Raw genomic sequence first — 20,776 nt, forward strand, 5'->3', positions numbered from 1 at the left:
ACCGCCCCGCCCCCGCGACCCGGGCGCGCGTGCGGTCCCGGCCCTGCCGCCCCGTCGGGCGCCCGGCAACAGTTTCACCGCGAAACCCACTTGTGTTGACGTTTACGTTAAGGTAGCCCTCCAGCCCGAGGAGAGTGCGCCCATGCCCGTTGCTTCCATCGATGACATCCGCGCCGCCGTCGGCAGCGAGATTGGCACGTCCGACTGGATCACCGTCGATCAGCAGCGTATCACCGCCTTCGCCGAGGCGACCGAGGACCGGCAGTTCATCCACACCGACCCCGCGCTCGCCGCGCAGACCCCCTTCGGCGGCACCATCGCGCACGGCTTCCTCAGCCTGTCGCTCCTCAGCCGCATGGGTGCCGACGTCATGCTCGTGCCCGCCACCACCAGGATGGCGGTCAATTACGGGCTCGAGAAGGTCCGCTTCCTCGCCCCCGTGGCCGCAGGGAAAAAAGTGCGCGGCCGGTTCGTTCTCACGAACATGACGCAAAAGGCCCCCGGCCAGCTCCTCATGCATTACAATGTCACCGTCGAGATCGACGGCGAAGACAAGCCCGCCCTCATCGCCGACTGGCTCGGCCTCATCATCATCTAGGAGAAGAAACCATGTCCCGCGATGCCGTTATCGTCTCGACCGCGCGTACCCCCATCGGCCGCGCCTACAAGGGCGCCTTCAACATGACCCACGGCGCCACCTTGGGCAGCTACAGCCTCGCCCCCGCGATCGAGCGCGCCAAGATCGAGGCGGGCGAGATCGACGATGTCGTCTGGGGCGCGGTGCTCACGCAGGGCACCCAGTTCGGCAACATCGGCCGCCAGGTCGCGCTGCGCGCCGGCTGCCCCGTCTCGGTCGCGGGGATGACCATCGACCGCCAATGCTCCTCGGGGCTGATGGCGATCGCCACCGCCGCCAAGCAGGTGATCACCGACAAGATGCAGATCGTCGCCGCGGGCGGGCAGGATTCGATCTCGATGGTCCAGACCCCCGAGATGCGCGTCGCGATGGACCCCGAGCTCGTCAAGATGCACCCGGCGACCTACATGCCGATGCTCCAGACCGCCGAGACGGTCGCGGAGCGCTACGGCATCAGCCGCGAGGCCATGGACGAATATGCGCTCCAGTCGCAGCAGCGCACCGCCGCCGCGCAGGACGCGGGCAAGTTCGACGACGAGATCGTCGCCGTCACCACCACCATGGGGGTGAAGGACAAGGAAACCGGCAAGATCTCGACGCAGGAAGTCACCATCGAGAAGGACGAGGGCAACCGCCCCGGCACCACGCTCGAGGGGCTCCAGCAGCTCCAGCCGGTGCTCGGCCCGGGCACCCACATCACCGCGGGCAACGCCAGCCAGCTCTCGGACGGCTCGTCGGCCTGCATCGTCATGGAAGCGGGCGAAGCCTCGAGGCGCGGGCTCGAACCGCTCGGTCGCTATGTCGGCATGGCGGTCGCGGGCACCGAGCCCGACGAGATGGGCATCGGTCCCGTCTACGCCATCCCCAAGCTGCTCGAGCAGACCGGGGTGAAGATGGACGAGATCGGGCTGTGGGAACTCAACGAGGCCTTCGCGGTGCAGGTGCTCTACTGCCGCGACAAGCTGGGCATCGACAATGACATCCTCAACGTCAACGGCGGCTCGATCTCGATCGGCCATCCCTATGGCATGACCGGCGCGCGCTGCACCGGCCACGCGCTGATCGAAGGCAAGCGCCGCGGCGCCAAATATGTCGTCGTCACCATGTGCGTGGGCGGCGGCATGGGCGCGGCCGGGCTGTTCGAGGTCTTCTAGCCGCGCGCGGCGGCGCGGCGCGCCGGACAAAGGGGGAGCGACGGTCGCCCGCCGCCCCCCCCCTCTCTCCACGCCGATCCGGGCGGGGCGCCCGCGACGGCTCCCCCGCGCCGAACCGACCTCGTCGCCTCGCCGATCGACACCGCCTTGCGGCACTGCCTTCCGGTGCGACGACTACAGATGTAATCGAACGCCCGGGCGCGCGCCAGTCCGCCGGTCGACGCGGGCGCCCCGTTGATCGATCGCCGGCTCAGCGTGCGGCGTTACCCGCGTGGAGCCGGCCGCGTACCATGACCGCGTCGATGTCCTGGAGGACCGTGACATCGGCATAGGGATCGCCCTCGAAGGCGATGAGATCGGCGCTCATCCCCGCCGCGATGCGCCCGACCTCGCGCTCCATCCCGAGGGCGCGCGCCGCGATCGTCGTCGCGCTTTCGAGCGCCTGTCGCGGGGTCATCCCATATTGCACGAGCATCTCGAACTCCTCCGCGTTGCGGCCATGCGCGAACACCCCGGCGTCGGTCCCGAAGGCGATCGGCACCCCCAATTCGAGCGCCAGCGCGATCGGTTTGCCGACCTCGGGCATTACCTCGCGGATCTTCATGTTGACGACCTCGGTATAGGCCCCCTCGGCCATCATCTCGGACACCCCGCGAAAGGCGAGCAGCGTGGGCACCAGGTAAGTGCCATGCTCGGCCATCGCCGACAGCGCGGCGCGGTCGGCGAAGGTGCCATGGTCGATCGTGTCGATGCCCGCGCGCGCGGCGACCTCGACCCCGCGCGCGCCATGCGCGTGCGCCGCCACCTTGAGCCCGAGGCTGTGCGCGGTCTCGGCGATCGCCTCCATCTCGGCGCTGGTGAAATGCGCCTCGAGCCCACGCCCCTGCTGCGAGAGCACCCCGCCGGTGGCGGTGATCTTGATCACCTCGGCGCCATTCTGGCTGGCGAGCCGCACCTTGGCCGCGCATTCGACCGGCCCGGTGCAGGTATAGCCGCTGTCGAGCGCCTCGTTGACCTCCTCGCGAAAGCCGTTGACGTCGCCGTGCCCGCCGATGATCGCGATCGAATTGCCCGCCGAGACGATGCGCGGCCCCGGCACCACCCCCTCGGCGGTGGCGCGGCGCAGCATGTGCACGCTCTGGTTCCCGCGCGAGCCGACGTCGCGGACCGTGGTGAACCCCGCCTCGAGCGTGGTCTCGGCGTTGACCACCCCGAGAATCACGTTCCACTCGGTCGGCGTGGTCGCGCCCTCCCAGAAATTGCCCGAGGGATTGCCCGTGAGATGGACGTGGAGGTCGATCAGCCCCGGCATCACCGTCTTGTCCGACCAGTCGTACACGGTGCCGTGGCGCGGCGCCTCGTGCCCCGGGGTGACCGACAGGATCCGGCCCTCGTCGATGACGATCGTCGCCGGCCCCGTTCCCCCCTCGCCCGCATCGGCGATGAGGTTGCCCGCGAGGATGGTGTCGGCGGCGAGCGCCGGGGCGGCAAGCGCGGTGGCGGCAGCGAGCATGGCGGCGGTACGGACGATCATGAGCTTCTCCCTGGTCTGCCCGCACCCTTGCGCGCGGCGGCGCGGCTGGCAAGCGCGCACGCGCGGCGCCGGGCGCAGTGGGGCGTGCGGTGGGGGGCGCGCGGTGGGGGGCGTGCGCAACCCCGCGCCCCCGCCGCGGGTTGCACCGGGCATGACCCCCGTCGATCTCGTCGCGCTCGCCGCCTCGACCAGCCTGCTCGCGGGCTGGCGGCTCTATCTCGTCACGCTGATCACCGGGCTCGGCATGAAGTTCGGCTGGGTCCCGCTGCCCGAGCAGCTCGAGATGCTCCAGGTATTGTCGAACAACTGGGTGCTGGCGATCGCCGCGGGGGGGACCTTCGCCGAATTCTTCGCCGACAAGATCGCCTGGGTCGACAGCGCGTGGGATTCGATCCACGCGCTCCTGCGCCCGCTCGGCGGGGCGCTGCTCGCGCTCGCGATCGTCGATGCCGGCGACCCCGCCTTCCAGGTCGCCGCCTTCCTGCTCGGCGGCGGCGCCGCCTTCGCCGCCCACGCGGGCAAGGCCAGCGCGCGCGCGGCGGTCAACCTGAGCCCCGAGCCGGTATCCAACGTCGTCGTCTCGGCGGGCGAGGATATCGCCACCGGGTCGCTCCTCGCGCTCGCCATCCTCAACCCCGTCGCGGCGCTGGTGATCGCGCTGCTCCTGCTCGGGCTGACTGCCTGGCTGGTCCTCGCCGCGCGCCGCGTGCTGGCGCGCCTCTTCGGGAGCGGCCGCGCGCCGTCCCGCTAGCGCTTGCCGGGCGGGCGTAGCAGCCGCCCGCCATGGTCGTCGCCGCCGCGCACCGCATCGTTGCGCCCCCCCTCGCGCGCATCGCCGACCTTGCGGCTCTCGAGCAGCAGCGGCTCCTCCTCGCGCACGCCGCCCCACAGCAAGGCGTCACGGGCGAGGAATTGCTCGCTCAGCGCGTCGCTCTTGTTGCCCGCGATGCGCCAGTGGATGGCGGGGGTGATATGGACCGAACGCGCGGGCGCCCCGTTGTGCCCGATGGCGGGTTCGAAGCGCGCCAGCTCGCGCAGCATGCCGCAGCTGTGCGCCATGAAGATCGCATCGCCCGCGAAGCTGAGCAGCGAGCAATCGACCACCGCGCCGGTCTCGTCGAGCAGCAGCATGGCGCGGATGATGCCCTCCTCGCCATCGAGCCCGAGGAACTTGGGATAGTTGCGCGCGTGGAAGACCATGCCGTCGCCCTTGGGCCCCTCGGCGAGCCTCCCCTCGCCCATGTTGTAATAGTCGGCGAGCTGTTCGCGGCAGGCCGACAGCGCCTCGACCACCGGCCCCGTCTGCGTCAGTGCGAAGGCCATCCGCTGCCCCGCGAACTGCAGGTCGAGCCGCTCGACCCCCGCGAGGTCGCGCAGGTCCTCGGCAAACCAGCTCGTCACCACGCGCCCCGCCTGCTGGTCGGCGTAGCGCAGCGCGGGCACCTGTTGCGCCGCCCCGTCGAATCCGATGGTTGCCGCACGCGACTGCGTCTTGCCGCGCCACCCCGGCTCGATCAGCGCCAGTTCGTAGCGCTCGCCGATGAGATTGGGTTTGACGACGAGGTGGTAGGTCTGCTCGCCGACCGCGAAATCGCGCAGCGCGACACAACCGTCCTGGCCGAAATCCACCTGCCAGCGGGTCGACGGCAAATAGGCCTCCTGCGCCGCCACCGGCGCCGGCATGGCCCCACTCGCGAGCGCCGCCGCCGCCGCCGCCGCGCCCAACATCGACCGTCCCATGCAATCCCCCGCTTCTATCGCTCCTGAGGACCCTAGTCGCGCCGCCGGGCGCCGATCAAGCGCCGCGGGGGGTCAGGCGTGGGTGGCGATGAATTCCTCGACCACCGGGGCGATCCGGTCGCGCCACTTGCCGCCGTTGAAGATGCCGTAGTGGCCGACCTCCTTGGCGAGCAGGTAGCGCTTCTTGTCCGGCGCCAGCCCGGTCGCGAGGTCGAGCGCCGCCCTGGTCTGGCCGATCCCCGAGATGTCGTCGCGCTCGCCCTCGATCGCGAGCAGCGCGGTCTCGTCGATCGCGACGAGATCGACCACCTCGCCCTTGTGCGTGAATTCGCCCCGCGGCAGCAGGTGGCGCTGGAACACCACGTCGACCGTCTGCAGGTAGAATTCGGCGGTCATGTCGGCGACCGAGCGATACTCCTCGTAGAATTCGCGCGTCTTGTCGGCGCTTTCCTCGTCGCCGACGACGAGATGCTTGAACATCTCCCAGTGGCTGTTGAGGTGGCTGCCAAGGTTCATCGTCATGAAGCCCGCGAGCTGGAGGAAGCCCGGGTACACCTTGCGCCCCGCGCCGGGATACAGATAGGGCACGGTGGCGATCGCATTCTGCTGGAACCAGGCGTGCGGGCGCTGGGTGGCGACCGTGTTGACCGCGGTCGGCGCCTCGCGCGTGTCGATCGGCCCGCCCATCATGGTCAGGCTCTTGGGAGTCGCGGGATGGTCGTCGCGGTTCATGATCGCGCACGCCGCGAAGGCGGGCACGCTCGGCTGGCACACCGCGAGCAGGTGCGGGCGCTTGCCCGTCTCGGCAAGGATCGCGTCGCAGAACTCGATCAGATAGTCGATATAGCTGTCGAGGTCGAAATGCCCGTCGGAGAGCGGCACCAGCTTGGCATCGGCCCAGTCGGTGATGTAGGTCTCGTGCCCCGGCAGCATGCGTTCGACCGTGCCCCGCAACAACGTGGCGAAATGGCCCGACATCGGCGCGACGATCAGCAGCGGTTCCTGCCCCTCGATCCCCTGCTTGCGAAAATGCAGGAGGTTGCCGAACGGCTTGCGCACCAGCACGTCCTCGTCGACCGCGACGGCGCGCCCCTCGACCATCGCCTCGTGCAGCCCGAACTCGGGCTTGCCGCGCGGCGCGGCGGCGTGCGCGAACACGTCGAGCCCGGCGGCGACCACCGGCCCCATCGAGCCATAGCCGAACGGATTGGCGGGATTGTTGAGCCAGCCGGCCCCGAGACCGGCCAGTTTGCTGGCTCCGGCCATCAGCGTGCGCTGCACCTCATAGGCGTCGTAAAGCATTGAGTTTCCTGAAAGAGGGATCTGGATTGGCAACGCAGCCTAGCGCCCTTTGTGCCGTTGCCAACCCCAAATTTGTGCGCCGCAAAAGCGCCGTGGCGCTTGGAACCCCCGCGCCGCGCTGCTAGGCGCTCAAGGCAAGATGAAAGCCGACCCGCCCCCCAAGAAAAGCCTGTCCAACCTCGGCCTCGTGTTCGCGCGGCTGCGGCACTACCCGCTCCAGCTGCTCGCCGCCGCGGCGGCGCTGCTGACCGCGGCGGCGGCCACGCTGGCGATTCCCTATGCCTTCAAGCTGATCATCGACCGCGGCTTCTCGGGTGGCGGCGACATCGACCGCTGGTTCCAGTATCTCATGCTGCTGGTGGTGGTGATGGCGATCGCGACCGCGCTGCGCTTCTATTTCGTGACCTGGCTCGGCGAACGCGTGGTCGCCGACCTGCGGCTCGCGGTCCATCGCAACCTGCTGCGGCTGTCGCCCGGCTATTTCGAGGAAAACCGCCCCGCCGAGATCACCAGTCGCATCACCGTCGACACCACCGTGATCCAGCAGGTGGTCGGGGTCTCGCTCTCGGTGGCGCTGCGCAACGTCCTGATCGCGCTCGGCGGCACCGTCGTGATGTTCCTGCTCGCCCCGGGGCTGGCGGCGATGATCCTGCTCGGCATTCCCGTAATCATCGTCCCGCTAACGCTCATCGGGCGCAAGGTGCGCGCGGTCTCGGTCGACAGCCAGGACCGAATCGCCGACGTCTCGACCATCACCTCCGAGGTGTTCGCGGCGATGAAGATCGTCCTCGCCTTCGGCCAGCAGGAGCGCGAGGCGGCGCGCTTCGAGGAGGCGACCGAGACCGTGTTCACCGTCGCCAAGCGGCGCATCCGGCTGCGCGCGATCCTCACCGCCTTCCTCATCGCCGCGATGTTCATCGCCATCACCGGGATCATCTGGTCGGGCGCGCACGACGTGGCCGAGGGCACCATGACGGGGGGCACGATCGCCGCCTTCGTCCTCATCGGCGGGCTGGTCGCGGGCGCCTTCGGCGCGCTCTCGGAAGTCTATGGCGACCTCCTGCGCGCGGCGGGGGCGAGCCAGCGGCTGGCCGAACTGCTCGCGGTCGAGCCGACGATCGTGGCCCCGGCGCGCCCGGTGCCGCTGCCCACCCCCGCGCAGGGCCGGCTCACCTTCGAGGACGTCACCTTCCGCTATCCCACCCGCCCGCAGGACAAGGCGCTCGAGGCGCTGTCGATCGACATCGCGCCCGACGAGATGGTGGCGCTGGTGGGCCCCTCGGGCGCGGGCAAGACCACCATCTTCCAGCTCGCGCAGCGCTTCTACGACCCCGATGCGGGCCGCATCCTGTTCGACGGGGTCGACATCGCCAGCGTCGATCCCGAGCAGTTGCGTCGCCGCATCGCGATGGTGCCGCAGGAGGTCATGATCTTCGCGGCCAGCGCGCGCGACAACCTGCGCTACGGGCACTGGGACGCCAGCGACGAGGAGATCTGGGAGGCCGCGCGTGCCGCGCATGCCGAGGACTTCCTCCGCGCGCTCCCGCAGGGCCTCGATACCTATCTCGGCGAGGGCGGGGCACGGTTGTCGGGGGGGCAGCGCCAGCGGCTCGCCATCGCCCGCGCGCTGCTGCGCAAGGACGCCCCGCTCCTGCTCCTCGACGAGGCGACCAGCGCGCTCGACGCCGAGAGCGAGGCGCGCGTCCAGGCCGCGCTCGACGCGCTGATGGGCTCGCGCACCACCATCGTCATCGCGCACCGGCTCGCCACCGTGCGCGCCGCCTCCCGCATCCTCGTGATGGACGAGGGGCGGATCGTGGAACAGGGCACCCACGACGAGCTGATCGCGCGCGGCGGGCTCTACGCTCGCCTCGCCAAGCTGCAGTTCGACAGCGTCGCCGCGTAACCTTTGGCGCCGCGCGCGCGAAGGGGGGGATGAAGGGCCAGCTTCGGCGGCCCGCCCCGCCATGCTAGGATCGCGCCGATGATGACCCGCCGCGCCTTTCTCGGTTCGGCCGCGCTTGCCGCGGCGGGCAGCGCCTATGCGCTGGCCACCCGCGGGCCGCGGGTCGCGCGCGACGCCTTTCCCGTCGCGCGCAGCCCCGCCGCGTGGCGGCGTCGGCTCGGCCCGCGCCGCTATCGCATCCTGCGCGAGGCCGCGACCGAGCCCCCCTTCTCGAGCCCGCTGCATGCCGAGAAGCGCGCGGGCACCTACCATTGCGCGGGCTGCGACCAACCCCTCTTCGCGAGCCGCCATAAATATGACAGCGGCACCGGCTGGCCCGCCTTCACGCGGCCGATCGCGCCCGCGCGCATCGGCTATGCGCGCGACACCTCGCTCGGCATGATCCGCACCGAGGAGCATTGCGCGCGCTGCGGCGGCCACCTCGGGCACCTGTTCGACGACGGCCCGCCCCCGCTCGGCAAGCGCCACTGCATCAACGGCCTCGCGCTGCGCTTCCGGCCCGCCGCCTGATGCTCGTCCTCCTGCTCGCCTATTTCGGCGGGGTGCTGACCATCCTCAGCCCCTGTATCCTGCCCGTCCTGCCCTTCGTCTTCGCGCGCGCCGACCGCCCCTTCCTCGCCAACGGGCTGCCGATGCTGCTCGGCATGGCGGCGACCTTCGCGCTGGTCGCCACCCTGACCGCGGTGGCGGGCGAGTGGGCGGGCGCGGCGAACAGCGCGGGTCGCGGGCTCGCGCTGGCGGTTATGGGGCTGTTCGCGCTCATGCTGCTGCTGCCCCGCCTCGCCGCGCCGCTGACCCGCCCGCTGGTCGCGCTCGGCGAGCGGCTCAACGCCCGCCACGAAGGGCGCGGCGGGCTCGTCGCGAGCCTCGTGCTCGGGGTCGCCACCGGGCTGCTCTGGGCGCCCTGCGCGGGCCCCATCCTCGGGCTCGTGCTGACCGGCGCGGCGCTGTCGGGCGCGAGCGTGCAGACCGCCTTCCTCCTCTTCGCCTATGCCGCCGGCGCCGCCACCAGCCTCGCGCTCGCGTTGCTGGTGGGCGGGCGCGTCTTCGCCGCGATGAAGCGGGGGCTGGGCGCGGGCGAGACGCTGCGGCGGCTGCTCGGGCTGCTCGTGCTCGGCGGGGTCGGGGCGATCGCGCTCGGGCTCGACACCCGCGTCCTCGCCACGCTGTCGGCGGGCCAGACCTTCCAGCTCGAGAACCGGCTCGCCCGGTTGCTCGGGATGGACGCGCCCGAACTCACCACCGAGATCGACGGCCCGCTCCCGGTCGAGGGCGGGTTTCCCGGGCTGCCCGGCGCAACCGGCTGGATCAACAGCCCCCCGCTCGCGGCCGCCGACCTTGCGGGCAAGGTCGTGCTGGTCGATTTCTGGACCTACAGCTGCATCAACTGCATCCGCGCCGTCCCCTATGTGCGCGCCTGGTACGAGCGTTACGCCGACGACGGCTTCGTGGTGGTGGGGGTCCACACCCCCGAGTTCGCCTTCGAACGGCGGCGCGCCAATCTCGAACGCGCGGTCGTCGACGCGCGCATCGCCTATCCGGTCGCGCTCGACAACGACTGGTCGATCTGGCGCGCCTTCGACAACCGCTACTGGCCCGCCCATTACCTGATCGATGCCCGCGGGCGGATCCGCTACCACCATTTCGGCGAGGGCAGCTACGACAAGACCGAGGCCGCGATCCGCGCGCTGCTGGCCGAGGCGGGCACCGCCGATCTCGGCGCGCGCACCCGCGCGCCCGAGCTCTCGGCCACCGAGCGGCAGGCCGATTTCGCGCTGGTCGACAGCCCCGAGACCTATCTGGGCAGCCGCCGCACCGAGAATTTCGCCTCGCCGGAGGGGCTCGTCACCGGCGCGCCCGCCGCCTTCACGCTGCCCGCCGAGCTCGCACTCAACCACTGGGCGCTGGGAGGGCGCTGGACGATCGCGCCGCGGCGCAGCGTGGCGCAGGCGCGCGCGGCGACGATCGCCTTCACCTTCAAGGCGCGCGACCTCAACCTCGTGCTCGGCAGCACCGATGGTCGCCCGATCGGCTTCACCGTCCGCATCGACGGCGCGCGCCCCGGCGCCGATGCCGGGGTCGATACCGACGCCGACGGGCGCGGCGAGGTGCGCGAGGAGCGGCTCTACCAGCTCGTCCGCCAGGCGGGCGCGCCGCGCGCACGCCATTTCACCATCACCTTCGATCGCCCCGGCGCTGCCGCCTACGCCTTCACCTTCGGCTAGGCCGCGCGCCGCGCCCCTGCAACGGCGATGCCCCCGGGCAGCGCCCGCGGCCGGCACGGCGCGGTGGCGAACACCGTCGGCTAGGGCGCATCGCCGCGACCGCACCGCGAAGGAGCCCAGCGCGCCGACCCCGCGCCCGGCGATGACCGGGGCGACGCCGATCCGACCGGCGGGCGAGCGGCCCGCCCACAGCATCATCGGCAGCGGCAGCGGCAGCGGCAGCGGCAGCGGCAGCGGCAGCGGTAGCGGCAGCCGCACCCTGGCGGCAGCGCGGGCAACGAAAAAGGGGCGACCCGAAGGCCGCCCCCTGATCGTTCGGTCGTGACCGGGTTCTTTATTAGAACTCGCTCACATAGGCTTCGTTACCGACGAACCCCATCTTCTCGACGCTCGCGCGCTTGGTCACCGCGAGCACCTCGTCGACCAGCGCGTAGCGCGCGTTCGGCTCGGGCTGGAGGTGCAGTTCCGGGGTCACCGGGAGCTGCTGCGAGATGTCGAGGAACTGGCGCAGCTGGATCAGGTTGACCGGGCTGCCGTTCCACAGCACCTCGCCCGCTTCGGTGACCACGATCTTGTTCTTGATCGGGTCGACCGGCGGCGGCGTGGTCGACCCGTCGTCCTGCGGAAGGTCGAGCTTCACCGCGTGCGTCTGCACCGGGATGGTGATGATGAACATGATCAGCATGACCAACATGACGTCGATGAGCGGCGTCGTGTTGATATCCATCATCGGTTGATCGTCGTCGGCGCCTGTCGAGGACATTGCCATGAGACTTGCTCCTTAGGTCTAGAGACGCTTGACCGCGGTACCGGCCGGCGGTTCGGAGATGAACCCGACCCGCGCGAAGCCCGCGCGCTGCATGGTGAAGATCGCGCCGCCGATGCACTTGTAGGGGGTGTCGACGTCACCGCGGATATGCACTTCGGGCATAGTCTCGTCGGTCAGATTGTCGACGCCGCCAACCGCCTCAATGGCTTGCTCGAGGTGGACCACCGCCCGGTCGAGCAGTTCATCGCTCGCGACCGGCTGGACGTTCCAATAGACCTCGCAGGTGCCGTCGGGCGCGCCGCGCACCGACAGGTTGACGTTCTCAGGCTTCGACTCGGTCGGCTCGTACTGGACCGTGGGCAATTGCACCGGGACCGTTTCGAGCACGACAGGGACGGCGATCAGGAAGATGATGAGGAGCACCAGCATGACGTCGACGAGCGGCGTCGTGTTGATGTCGGACATCGGGATATCGTCACCCGACTGCTCCATCCCAACATTCATGCCCATGGGCGTGTTTCCTTCTACTTCGTCTTCGGGGCCCTCGCCTCAGCCGGTCGACACCGGCGCCGGGCGGGGGCGGGAAACCGGGGCGGTACGACCCGCCCCGGCTCCACGGGCAGGCTTAGCTGCGAACGGTCGGCTTGACCGGCGCACCGCCTGCCTGGACACCCGGCTTGGGCGGGGCCGCGGCGGCGGGCTTGCCGGCGGTGCCGGTCGAACCCATCGCCATCACCGGCTTCACCTTGCCGCCCGACATGAGGTAGCCGTGGACGTCGGTGGTGAAGGCCGAAAGGTCTTCCATGATGCCCTTGTTGCGACGGATCAGCCAGTTGTAGGCAAGCACCGCGGGAACCGCGACGATCAGGCCGACCGCGGTCATGATGAGCGCTTCACCGACCGGACCGGCGACGACCGAGATGTCGGCCTGCCCCGAGGCACCGATCTTCACCAGCGCGCGATAGATGCCGACGACGGTCCCGAACAGGCCGATGAACGGCGCGGTCGAACCGACGGTCGCGAGGAAGGCGAGGCCTTCGCCGAGGCGGTTGCCGATCGAGGTCTTCGAACGCTCGAGCGAACCGTGCATCCACTCGTGCTGGTCGACCGGGTCGGTCAGCTTGCCATGCTGTTCCTGCGCGACGAGCGCGTCCTCGACGATGGCGCGATAGGCGCTCTTCTTCTCGAGCTTGTCGGCGCCGCTCTTGAGGCTGCCGGCATTCCAGAAGGCCGCGCGCACGGCATTGCCCTGCTTGATGATCTTCTGCTGCTGCATGAACTTGGTGAAGAGGATGTAGAAGGTCCCCACCGACATGATCACCAGCACCGCGAAGGTGCTGATCGCGATCGGGCCGCCTTCTTCGAGGGCAGCCTTGAGGCCGTAGGGGTTTTCGCCGGCCGCAGCGGCCAAAAGAAGTTCAATGGTCATGGGTCGATGTTCCTATGATGAGATCGTTATGTGGGTTCAACGTTAGCGGGTCTGGATGCGCCACACGATGGTCGGGGTGGTATATTCCCCCTGCACCTTCGCCCCGGTGCTGTCGGTCGCCGGGGTGAAGCGGGCCCGACGCTGGAGCACCTTGCAGGTCGCATCGTCGAGGCTGCTCGAACCGGTCGACTGGATGATCTGGCAGCTGGCCACGCGACCGTTGGTGCCGATCGTCAGCCGCGCACGGGCCGATCCTTCTTCCTCGTTGCGCAGCGCCCGGCTCGGATAATCGTCGGCCGAGAACAGCCCGCGCACGTCACCACGCGGCGCGGCCGGCTCGATGCGCGGCGGCGGCGGCGGGGCCGGCGGGGTGGGGGCCGGCGGCGTCACCGGCGCCGTCGTCGTCACCTGCGGCGGCGGGGCCACCTGCACGGTCGAGATCTGCGGCGGCTGCGGGTTGGCGCGCACGATCGGCGGCGGGGCCACGACCGGCGGCGGAGTCTGCACCTGCTGCGGCTCCGGCGGCGGGGGCGGCGGCTCTTCGGGCGGGGGCGGCGGCTCGTTCTCGACGTCGAAGGTCTTGAGATCCTCCGCCGCCTTCTCGACGACCCGCAGCGCCAGCCCACTGACCAGCGCGTAGCCCAAGGCAACGTGGATCAGGGCGACGATGACGATCGTCCCCGTCTTGCTGCCCGAGCCCATTTCTCGTCTGTTTGCGTAGGACATTAAGTCGCTCGTCTCCTCGGTTTATCCGTGACGGGGTGCACGGACCGGGCCCACGATCAAACCGCACGGCCCACTGATTCGGCGCTGCCGTGTACTAACGTATCATCGACAACAGCGCGCTTCTCTATCGCTCCCCCACCAGCCCCGCAAGGTAATTGTTCCGTGCGCGACACCTCGGTGGGTTCAAGTCATCTCACTCAGGCCACGGTCCGCCGAAGCTGGCGACCTCCACCCCCACCCCCGCGGCGTCGCGGTAGATGTCGGGCTTCACCGAACGCACTCTCAACGCTTCGACCCCGGCCATGGATGCAATCGCCTCGAAAATGGCTTGGACCAGCGCTTCCTGGAGGTTGTAGCGGCGCGCTGCGGCGAGCTCCACCACGGTGCGCCGCAGCCGGTCGTAGTTCCAGGCATGAACCTCTTCGTCCTCGGGCGGCAGCCGCTCGATCGGCACCCAGACCTCGACCGACACGTGCAACCGCTGCGGGTGGCCGATCTCGAAGTCGTGGAAACCGATGTCGGCCATGACCTCGAGCGAATCGAGAAAGATGCGCAGGCGCCGGGGGTGGTGCTGGACCAGCCCCTCGATCGGGTCGCTCAAGAGAATTCTCCCAAAAATGCCACGTCGCGCGGCAGGGCCATGAAACGCTGGCCGGCGTCGAGCCAGAGCGTCTGCCCGGTCAGCACCGGGTTGTCGACCAGCGCGTCGAGCGCGGCGAGCAGCTGCGCGGGCTCGACCCCGCGCCCGAGCGGGTTGAGCGCATGGACGCGGCGAAATTCCTCGCCGTCCTGGTCGCCCGAGGGCAGCATCAGCGCGGGGGCGATGGCATTGACCCTGATCCCCTGCCCCGCCAGCGCGCGCGCCGCGACCTCGGTCAGTCCCGCGAGCGCGGCCTTCGACAGCGTATAGCTTACATGGTCGGGGTTGGGCGCGGCCAGCTTGTTGTCGAGGATGTTGACGATCGACCGGTCGCCCGCCCCGCCCGCCTTCGCGAAGGCGCTCGACAGCAGGTAGGGCGCGCGCGCGTTGATCGCCATCATGCGCTCGAACATCGCCGCATCGGGCGCGCCGAGGTCGTCATGGTCGAATGCCGCGGCATTGTTGACGAGCAGGTCGCAGCCCCCCTCGAGCTGCGCGAACAAGCTCTCGCCGATATCGGGTCTTGCAAGATCGCCGCTGACCTTGAGGCAGCCGTCCGGCACCGCGTCGTTCTCCTCGCGCACGTGCGCGTACACGCGCCAGCCTGCGCCATCGAGATGCGCGGCGATGGCGGCGCCGATGCGATGGCGCGCGCCGGTGACGAGGGCGGTTCGGGTCATCGCCTTCGCAGCTAGCCGCCACCCGGGCGCGGCGCAACCATGGGCCAAGGTCGCAGCGGCAACGCCCTAGGCAACAGCGCGCTCTTGGCGCTAGGGGGGAGCCGATGCCCGAGACCCGCCCTCCCGCCGACTTCGACAGCTCGAGCCTCGCCGCGCTCGCCGCCCGCCTCGAGGAGACGGGGTCGCCGCCCCCGGTCGAGCAATGGGACCCGCCCCATTGCGGCGACAGCGAGATGGTCATCACCGCCGACGGGACCTGGCTCCACCAGGGCCGCCCGATCACCCGCCCCGCGATGGTCCGCCTTTTCGCCTCGGTGTTGCGCCGCGAAGACGACGGCAGCTACGTCCTCGTCACTCCGGTCGAGAAGCTCGCGATCACCGTCGAGCGCACCCCCTTTCGCGCCGTCGCGATGAAGAGCGAGGGCGAGGGCAAGGACCGCACCCTCGCTTTCCGCCTCGACACCGGCGAGACCGTGATCGCCGGCCCCGACCATCCGCTCCGCATCGAGGCGACGCCCGAGGGCCCCTCGCCGCGCCTCCTCGTGCGCGGGCGGCTCGAGGCCGAGATCGCGCGCCCCGTCTATTACGAGCTCGCCGAACTGGCGCTCGCCGAGGGGGCCGACCCGCCCGGCATCTGGTCGGACGGCGCCTTCTTCGCGCTGGCATGAGCCTCTACGACCGCCTTGCCGCCGCGCTCGCGCGCCCCGCGCCCGACCTCACGCGCGCGGCCGACCTCGACCCGCACGAATGGCCCGAGGCGCGCCCCGCCGCCGTCCTCGTCCCCGTCGTCGAGCGCGCGCACGACCCCGGCATCCTCCTCACCCGCCGCAACGCCGCGATGCGGACCCATGCCGGGCAGGTCAGCTTCCCCGGCGGGCGGATCGATCCGGGCGAGGATGCGGTCGCCGCCGCACTGCGCGAGGCCGAGGAGGAAATCGCCTTGCCCCGCGCCGACGTGCGCCTCGTCGGCGCCTTCGACGCCTATGTCACCGGCACCGGCTATGTCGTCACCCCGGTGCTCGGGCTGGTGCCCCCCGACCTGCCGCTGGTCCCCAACCCCGCCGAGGTCGAGCAGCTGTTCGAGGTGCCGATGCGCGTCCTCCTCGACCCCGCGCGCCAGCGCGAGGAAGAAAGTGCTTGGCGTGGGCGCCAAAGACGCTACTGGCGCATTCACTATCGCGACTATGACATCTGGGGAGCCACCGCGGCGATGATCGTGAACCTCACGCGCCGCCTCACGCCATGACGTTCGATCCTGCCCCGTTCCTCGCCCGTCCCGGCGTTCCCGAACTGCTCGCCGCGCTCAAGGTGGAGGCCGACGGCGTGCGCTTCGTCGGCGGCGCCGTGCGCGACGCGATCCTCGGCGCGCCGGTGTCCGACCTCGACGTCGCCACCGTGTTCGAACCGCCGCGCGTCATCGGCTATCTCGAAGAGGCGGGCATCAAGGCGGTGCCCACGGGGATCGAGCATGGCACCATCACCGCGGTCTCCAAGGGCACCGTCGTCGAGGTCACCACGCTGCGCGCCGATGTCGAGACCGACGGGCGGCGCGCCACCGTCGCCTTCACCACCGACTGGGCGCAGGACGCGGCGCGGCGCGATTTCACGATCAACGCGCTCTACGCCGATCCGCGCACCGGCGAGGTCGCCGACTTCCACGGCGGGCTCGACGATCTGGCGGCGCGCCGCGTCCGCTTCATCGGCGACCCGCACGCGCGCATCGCCGAGGACCATCTGCGCATCCTGCGCTTCTTCCGCTTCCATGCGCGCTTCGCCGAGGGCGCCCCCGATGCCGACGGGCTCGCCGCCTGCGCCGAGATGGCCAACACGCTCAAGTCGCTCTCGCGCGAGCGCATCGCCGACGAACTGCTCAAGCTGCTCGCGCTGCCCGACCCCCACGCCACCGTCGCGGTCATGCAGGACCACGGCATCTTCGATCCCGTCCTCCCCGAGATCGACGCCGCCGGGGTCGAGCGCCTCAGGCAGCTCCTCGCCTTCGAGCGCGAGGCAGGGCGCAAGTTCCGCCCGATTCGCCGGCTTGCCGCGCTGCTGCCGCGCGATCCCGATGTCGCGCGCGAGGTGGCCAGCCGCCTCAAATTCTCCAAGGAGCAGCGCGACCGCCTGTCCTCGGCCGCGGTCCCCGCCGAGGGGTCGGCGCGCGAGCTCGCCTATCGCCTCGGCCCGCTCTACGCGATCGACCGCATCGCGCTGACCCCGTGGTGGGAAAGCGCCTCGGGGCGCAGCCGCGCCGACGCGGTCCGCTACATCGAGCGCTGGGAGGTGCCCCGGCTGCCGGTCAAGGGCGGCGACCTCATCGCCATGGGGCTCGCCCCCGGCCCCGCGGTCGCGCGCACGCTGCGCGCCATCGAGAACGAATGGATCGAGCACGACTTCGCCGATGACAGCGCGTTCGACGCCATCGTCGAGCGCCACCTCGCGAACGCGCGCCGCGAGGCCTAGTCGCCGCGCTTGGCCGCGAGCTGATATTCGATCAGCTTGAGTTCGCGCATCACGCGGTTGATGTGCATCTGCGGCCACAGCGCCATCTTCGACACCAGCGAGCCGAGCAGCAGCACCGCCGCGGGCAGCCCCCATTGCAGCGCCTCGAGCACGTCGTCCGCGGCGAAGAAGTTCAGCGCCATCCACACCCCGGCGACGAACATGATCAGCTGGCTCACCAGCAGTACCATGCTCGGCCAGCCGGTGCGCCCGCGAAACAGCGCCATCGCCTGCGCGACATAGCCGGGTTCGCTCGCCTCCCACTGCCGGATCAGCTCGTCTTCCTCCTCGCGCAGGAGATGCGCGATTCTGCGATCGAGATCGGTCATCATTCTTCTCCTTCCAGCGCCGCGCGCAACGCCGCGCGGCCATGCATCAGCCGGGTCTTGACGGTGCCCGGCGGCACCCCGAGCGCATGGGCGATCTCGATCACGCTCATGTCCTCGAAATAGAATAGTCGCAGCGCCGCCGCCTTGCCCGGCGACAGCGCGCCCAGCGCCGCGACCAGCCGGGCGCGGTCATCGCCCGCACCCGCCGCGGCGGGCGCGGGCTCGGGCGCGGGCACGGCGGCGATCGCCGCATCGAGCGCGCGGCGGCGCTGCGCGCGATCGATCGCCCGCGCGCACTGCCGCGTCACGATGCGATAGGCGAAGGTGCCGAAGGCGCGCTCCTCGCGCAGGCTCGGCAGCGCCTGCCAGATGGCCGCCCAGCTGGCCTGCACGACATCGCCGGCGCGCGGGTCGGCGCCGAGCAGGCGCCGCGCGTGGCCGAGCAGTCGGGGCTGCCAGCGGCGCACCAGCGCGCTCGCTAGCCGCGCCTCCCCGGCGCGGGCGCCGGCGACCAGCCAGCCGTCGAGCGCGCGGCCCTCGAGACGATCCTCACCCTGCATGACCAGATGGTGCCCCCAACCCGCGCGGCGGTTCAATCGAGCCCCAAAAAAATCGCCTGTCGAGGGCGCTACGTCGCCTGTCGGGGGCGCCAGGTCGCGGGCCCCGGGCGCCGGGAGGTGCCGCGGCGGCTCAGGCCGGGGGTTCGGCGGGGCCGGTGAAGCGCAACCCCGCCTCGTCGCCGAGCGCCCAGCGCACCTGCGCGGGATAATCGCCCGAGCGACCGACCCGGAGCCGGACCTCTTCGCCGATTATCGGCGTGCCGTCGGTCTTGAGCCGGCAGCCATCGGCCGACAGGTCGATGACCGTCACTTTGCTTTCGACTCCGTCGCTGGCGACCAGCACGCCGTCGTGATTGACTTCGATCCGCTTGGCCCTTTTGACCTCGCCTGGTTTGCGGCGCATGTGGCGTTCCCCCATCGGTGCTTCGGGAAAATCTGCCGGAAACTTGAGCATCACGCAACTCTTAATTAAACTGGATCAGTTAATTTCGGAACAGCAACGACCGCTCAGTCGAGCCGCGGCGGGGTGGCGAAGCGCACCCCCGCCTCGTCCCCCTGCACCCACGCCACGACGCCCGCGAGCGGGGCTTCGCGACCGACCCGCAGGCTGACCGCTTCGCCCGCGATGAGCGAGCCGTCGGTCGACAGCCGGCACCCGTCCTTCGACAAGTCACGCACGACCACCGCGACCCGCCCGCCATCGCTATCGGTGAGCTCGGCGGGCGCGGCGAGGTCGATCCGGACCGCGCGCGCGGGGCCGCGGGGCGCGGCGAAGTCGCTATCGGCCATGCCGCACCCGTCGCGCCGGGCTGCTGTCGATCCGCCCCTCGCGCAGCGCCATTTCCTCGCGCGCGCGCCAGAAGGCGAGCGCGCGCCGCGCATCGACCGCGCGCGAGAAATAGAAGCCCTGACCGTGGGCGCAGCCGAGGGTGGCCAGCGTGGTCGCCAGCTCGCAGCTCTCGATCCCCTCGGCGGTGGTCTTCATCCCGAGCGCGTGCGCCAGCCCGAGGATCGCGCGTACGATGGCGATGCTGTCGGCATCGGATAGCATGCCCTTGATGAAGCGCTGGTCGATTTTGAGCAGGTCGATGGGGAGCCGCTGGAGATAGGCGAGGCTCGAATAGCCGGTGCCGAAATCGTCCATCGCGAGGTTGGCGTCGAGCCCCTTGATCTGTTCGAACACGCGGGTCGCGCGCATCGGGTCCTGGACGATCGCGCTCTCGGTCAGCTCGATGGTCAGCCGCTCGCCGCCCAGCCGGTGCGCGCGCAACGCGCCGTCGACCATCGCCGAGACATCGTCGCGCGCCACCTGGATCGCCGACAGGTTGACCGACAGCGACAGCGGCAGCGCGTCGCCCTCGGCATCGTCCCAGCTCGCCAGCGTGCGCGCGGCGCGGTCCATCGCCCAGCGGCCGAGGTCGAGGATCAGCCCGCTTTCCTCGGCCACCGGGATGAATTCGCTCGGCCCGATGTTGCCGCGGTCGGGGTGGTGCCAGCGCGCCAGCGCCTCGAACCCGGTGACCCGCCCGGTCTCCAGCTCGACCAGCGGCTGGTAGGCGAGGTCGAGCTCGTCGCGCTCGAGCGCGCGGCGCAGCTCGGTCTCGATCGAGAAGCGCCGCCGCGCCGCGATCGCCTGCTCGGGCTCGTAGAGGGTCGGCCGGCGGTTGGCCTTGGCCTGCTTGACCGCGAACTGGGCGTGGCGGAAGATTTCCTCGCCGTCCTCGCCGAAGTCGAGCAGCGCCAGCCCGATCGCGCCGTCGACCCGGATGTCGAGGTCGGACAGGGTGAAGGGTTCCTCGATCAGCCGCGCGACGCGCTCGGCGGCGGCGATCGCGTCGCTCGCCCCGCCCTTGAGCGAGAAGAGGATGCCGAACTCGTTGCCCCCGACGCGCGCCAGCATGTCGCCCTCGCGCAGCCCGCCGACGAGGCGGCTGGCGAAACTGATCAGCAATTCGTCGCCGACCACCGAGCCCATCGACTGGTTGATCCGCGAGAAGCGCAGCAGGTCGATGAGCAGGACCGCATAGCCCTCGGCGCGCGCGGGATCGCTCGCGATCGCCTCGATCGCGTCGGTGAAGGCGAGGCGGTTGGGCAGCCCGGTGAGCGAGCATTGCAGCATCTGGTCCTTGAGGTGCTGCTGGGCGCGACGTTCCTGCGTCTCCTCGACCAGGCTGAGGAGCCCGCGCCCGCGGCCCTCGTGATCGGGCAGCGGGGCCATCTTGAGCCGGAAATAGCGGGTGCGCACCCCCGAGCCGTCCTGCCGCTCCATCTCGTCGGGGGCGGTCCCGGGATGTTCGAGGAAGCGGTCGATGAAGGCACCGATCGGCCCGTCGGCGGCGGCGCGCAGGATGGCGCATCGGTCGAGATGGGGGTTGCCCCCGGTGATCGTCTCGACAAAGCGCGGGTTCCACGCGTCGAGCCCCAGCGTGCCGTCGGCGGTGCGGCTCACCACCGCGGCCGCGATCGGCAGCGCACACAGCAATTCATGGTCGCCCGTCACGCCGGGATCGACGAGCGAGGCGGGGGGCGCGGCGGGCGCCGGGACATGGGGCATCGAGGCCTGCATGCCGTTTCGCTTAACCGCCA

Annotated in this window: 23 protein-coding genes; 9 read left to right on the plus strand and 14 right to left on the minus strand. The window is 70.5% G+C overall.

Annotated features, from left to right (window positions below; genetic code table 11):
• The first annotated feature begins 142 nt into the window (after positions 1-142).
• Positions 143-598 (plus strand): MaoC family dehydratase, encoded by a 456-nt coding sequence (locus L8951_RS01795; RefSeq protein WP_244381291.1) that lies wholly within the window; start codon positions 143-145, stop codon positions 596-598.
• An 11-nt stretch (positions 599-609) separates the two neighbouring features.
• On the plus strand, positions 610-1,791 hold the full coding sequence (locus L8951_RS01800; protein ID WP_244381292.1) for an acetyl-CoA C-acyltransferase: 1,182 nt from the start codon (positions 610-612) through the stop codon (positions 1,789-1,791).
• A 250-nt stretch (positions 1,792-2,041) separates the two neighbouring features.
• On the opposite strand, the gene L8951_RS01805 is transcribed toward L8951_RS01800, so the two are convergent.
• Positions 2,042-3,325, minus strand: a complete 1,284-nt coding sequence (locus L8951_RS01805) for a metal-dependent hydrolase family protein (protein ID WP_244381293.1) — start codon at positions 3,323-3,325, stop codon at positions 2,042-2,044.
• Between the two features lie 151 nt (positions 3,326-3,476).
• On the opposite strand from L8951_RS01805, the gene L8951_RS01810 reads away from it, so the two are divergent.
• Positions 3,477-4,076 (plus strand): DUF4126 domain-containing protein, encoded by a 600-nt coding sequence (locus L8951_RS01810; RefSeq protein WP_244381294.1) that lies wholly within the window; start codon positions 3,477-3,479, stop codon positions 4,074-4,076.
• Here the strand turns inward: L8951_RS01810 and L8951_RS01815 are convergent.
• Together L8951_RS01815 and L8951_RS01820 are read right to left on the minus strand one after the other, a co-directional pair.
• Entirely contained in the window at positions 4,073-5,065 is a 993-nt protein-coding gene (locus L8951_RS01815) for a hypothetical protein (RefSeq protein WP_244381295.1), read from the minus strand. The genes L8951_RS01810 and L8951_RS01815 overlap by 4 nt on opposite strands.
• A gap of 72 nt (positions 5,066-5,137) precedes the next feature.
• Positions 5,138-6,367, minus strand: a complete 1,230-nt coding sequence (locus L8951_RS01820; RefSeq protein ID WP_244381296.1) for a polyhydroxyalkanoate depolymerase — start codon at positions 6,365-6,367, stop codon at positions 5,138-5,140.
• 139 nt (positions 6,368-6,506) lie between these two features.
• Here L8951_RS01820 and L8951_RS01825 point away from each other — a divergent pair, with 139 nt between their 5' ends.
• The 3 genes from L8951_RS01825 to L8951_RS01835 all read left to right on the plus strand — a co-directional run bounded on the left by L8951_RS01825 (position 6,507) and on the right by L8951_RS01835 (position 10,558).
• Entirely contained in the window at positions 6,507-8,273 is a 1,767-nt protein-coding gene (locus tag L8951_RS01825; RefSeq protein ID WP_244381297.1) for an ABC transporter transmembrane domain-containing protein, read from the plus strand.
• Positions 8,274-8,354: 81 nt separating this feature from the next.
• On the plus strand, positions 8,355-8,843 hold the full coding sequence (msrB, locus tag L8951_RS01830; RefSeq protein WP_407696389.1) for a peptide-methionine (R)-S-oxide reductase MsrB: 489 nt from the start codon (positions 8,355-8,357) through the stop codon (positions 8,841-8,843).
• The gene (locus L8951_RS01835; RefSeq protein ID WP_244381299.1) at positions 8,843-10,558 is read left to right on the plus strand and encodes a cytochrome c biogenesis protein DipZ; all 1,716 of its coding nucleotides are present in this window, start codon (positions 8,843-8,845) and stop codon (positions 10,556-10,558) included. Before msrB ends, L8951_RS01835 begins: the two co-directional genes overlap by 1 nt.
• 337 nt (positions 10,559-10,895) lie before the next feature.
• Here the strand turns inward: L8951_RS01835 and L8951_RS01840 are convergent, their stop codons facing one another.
• The 6 genes from L8951_RS01840 to L8951_RS01865 all read right to left on the minus strand — a co-directional run bounded on the left by L8951_RS01840 (position 10,896) and on the right by L8951_RS01865 (position 14,802).
• A complete protein-coding gene (locus L8951_RS01840; protein WP_244381300.1) occupies positions 10,896-11,327 on the minus strand; it encodes an ExbD/TolR family protein in 432 nt (143 codons plus the stop codon).
• 18 nt (positions 11,328-11,345) lie between these two features.
• Positions 11,346-11,837 (minus strand): ExbD/TolR family protein, encoded by a 492-nt coding sequence (locus L8951_RS01845; protein WP_244381301.1) that lies wholly within the window; start codon positions 11,835-11,837, stop codon positions 11,346-11,348.
• Between the two features lie 115 nt (positions 11,838-11,952).
• Positions 11,953-12,756 (minus strand): MotA/TolQ/ExbB proton channel family protein, encoded by an 804-nt coding sequence (locus L8951_RS01850; RefSeq protein WP_244381302.1) that lies wholly within the window; start codon positions 12,754-12,756, stop codon positions 11,953-11,955.
• A 42-nt stretch (positions 12,757-12,798) separates the two neighbouring features.
• On the minus strand, positions 12,799-13,482 hold the full coding sequence (locus L8951_RS01855) for an energy transducer TonB (protein WP_244381303.1): 684 nt from the start codon (positions 13,480-13,482) through the stop codon (positions 12,799-12,801).
• A gap of 193 nt (positions 13,483-13,675) precedes the next feature.
• Positions 13,676-14,083 (minus strand): dihydroneopterin aldolase, encoded by a 408-nt coding sequence (locus L8951_RS01860; RefSeq protein WP_244381304.1) that lies wholly within the window; start codon positions 14,081-14,083, stop codon positions 13,676-13,678.
• A complete protein-coding gene (locus L8951_RS01865) occupies positions 14,080-14,802 on the minus strand; it encodes an SDR family oxidoreductase (protein WP_244381305.1) in 723 nt (240 codons plus the stop codon). The genes L8951_RS01860 and L8951_RS01865 overlap by 4 nt, the downstream gene beginning before the upstream one ends.
• 104 nt (positions 14,803-14,906) lie before the next feature.
• Here L8951_RS01865 and L8951_RS01870 point away from each other — a divergent pair, with 104 nt between their 5' ends.
• The 3 genes from L8951_RS01870 to L8951_RS01880 are packed head-to-tail and all read left to right on the plus strand — an operon-like array spanning position 14,907 to position 17,262.
• Positions 14,907-15,470, plus strand: coding sequence for a DUF1285 domain-containing protein (locus L8951_RS01870; RefSeq protein ID WP_244381306.1), 564 nt, complete (start codon positions 14,907-14,909; stop codon positions 15,468-15,470).
• Complete coding sequence (locus L8951_RS01875) at positions 15,467-16,048, plus strand: CoA pyrophosphatase (protein ID WP_244381307.1); 582 nt, start codon at positions 15,467-15,469, stop codon at positions 16,046-16,048. Before L8951_RS01870 ends, L8951_RS01875 begins: the two co-directional genes overlap by 4 nt.
• Complete coding sequence (locus L8951_RS01880) at positions 16,045-17,262, plus strand: CCA tRNA nucleotidyltransferase (protein WP_244381308.1); 1,218 nt, start codon at positions 16,045-16,047, stop codon at positions 17,260-17,262. Before L8951_RS01875 ends, L8951_RS01880 begins: the two co-directional genes overlap by 4 nt.
• Here L8951_RS01880 and L8951_RS01885 read toward each other — a convergent pair.
• The 5 genes from L8951_RS01885 to L8951_RS01905 all read right to left on the minus strand — a co-directional run bounded on the left by L8951_RS01885 (position 17,259) and on the right by L8951_RS01905 (position 20,756).
• A complete protein-coding gene (locus L8951_RS01885) occupies positions 17,259-17,633 on the minus strand; it encodes a DUF6768 family protein (RefSeq protein ID WP_244381309.1) in 375 nt (124 codons plus the stop codon). The two genes, L8951_RS01880 and L8951_RS01885, sit on opposite strands and share 4 nt — an antisense overlap.
• Positions 17,630-18,226: an RNA polymerase sigma factor gene (locus tag L8951_RS01890; RefSeq protein ID WP_244381310.1), complete on the minus strand. Its 597-nt coding sequence runs from the start codon at positions 18,224-18,226 to the stop codon at positions 17,630-17,632. The genes L8951_RS01885 and L8951_RS01890 overlap by 4 nt, the downstream gene beginning before the upstream one ends.
• A gap of 94 nt (positions 18,227-18,320) precedes the next feature.
• Complete coding sequence (locus tag L8951_RS01895) at positions 18,321-18,644, minus strand: PilZ domain-containing protein (protein ID WP_244381311.1); 324 nt, start codon at positions 18,642-18,644, stop codon at positions 18,321-18,323.
• Positions 18,645-18,697: 53 nt separating this feature from the next.
• On the minus strand, positions 18,698-18,979 hold the full coding sequence (locus L8951_RS01900) for a PilZ domain-containing protein (protein ID WP_244381312.1): 282 nt from the start codon (positions 18,977-18,979) through the stop codon (positions 18,698-18,700).
• Positions 18,969-20,756: a putative bifunctional diguanylate cyclase/phosphodiesterase gene (locus L8951_RS01905; protein ID WP_244381313.1), complete on the minus strand. Its 1,788-nt coding sequence runs from the start codon at positions 20,754-20,756 to the stop codon at positions 18,969-18,971. The genes L8951_RS01900 and L8951_RS01905 overlap by 11 nt, the downstream gene beginning before the upstream one ends.
• Positions 20,757-20,776 lie beyond the last annotated feature (20 nt).

It is taken from the genome of Sphingomicrobium astaxanthinifaciens (assembly GCF_022865105.1).
Taxonomy (GTDB): Bacteria; Pseudomonadota; Alphaproteobacteria; order Sphingomonadales; family Sphingomonadaceae; genus Sphingomicrobium; species Sphingomicrobium astaxanthinifaciens.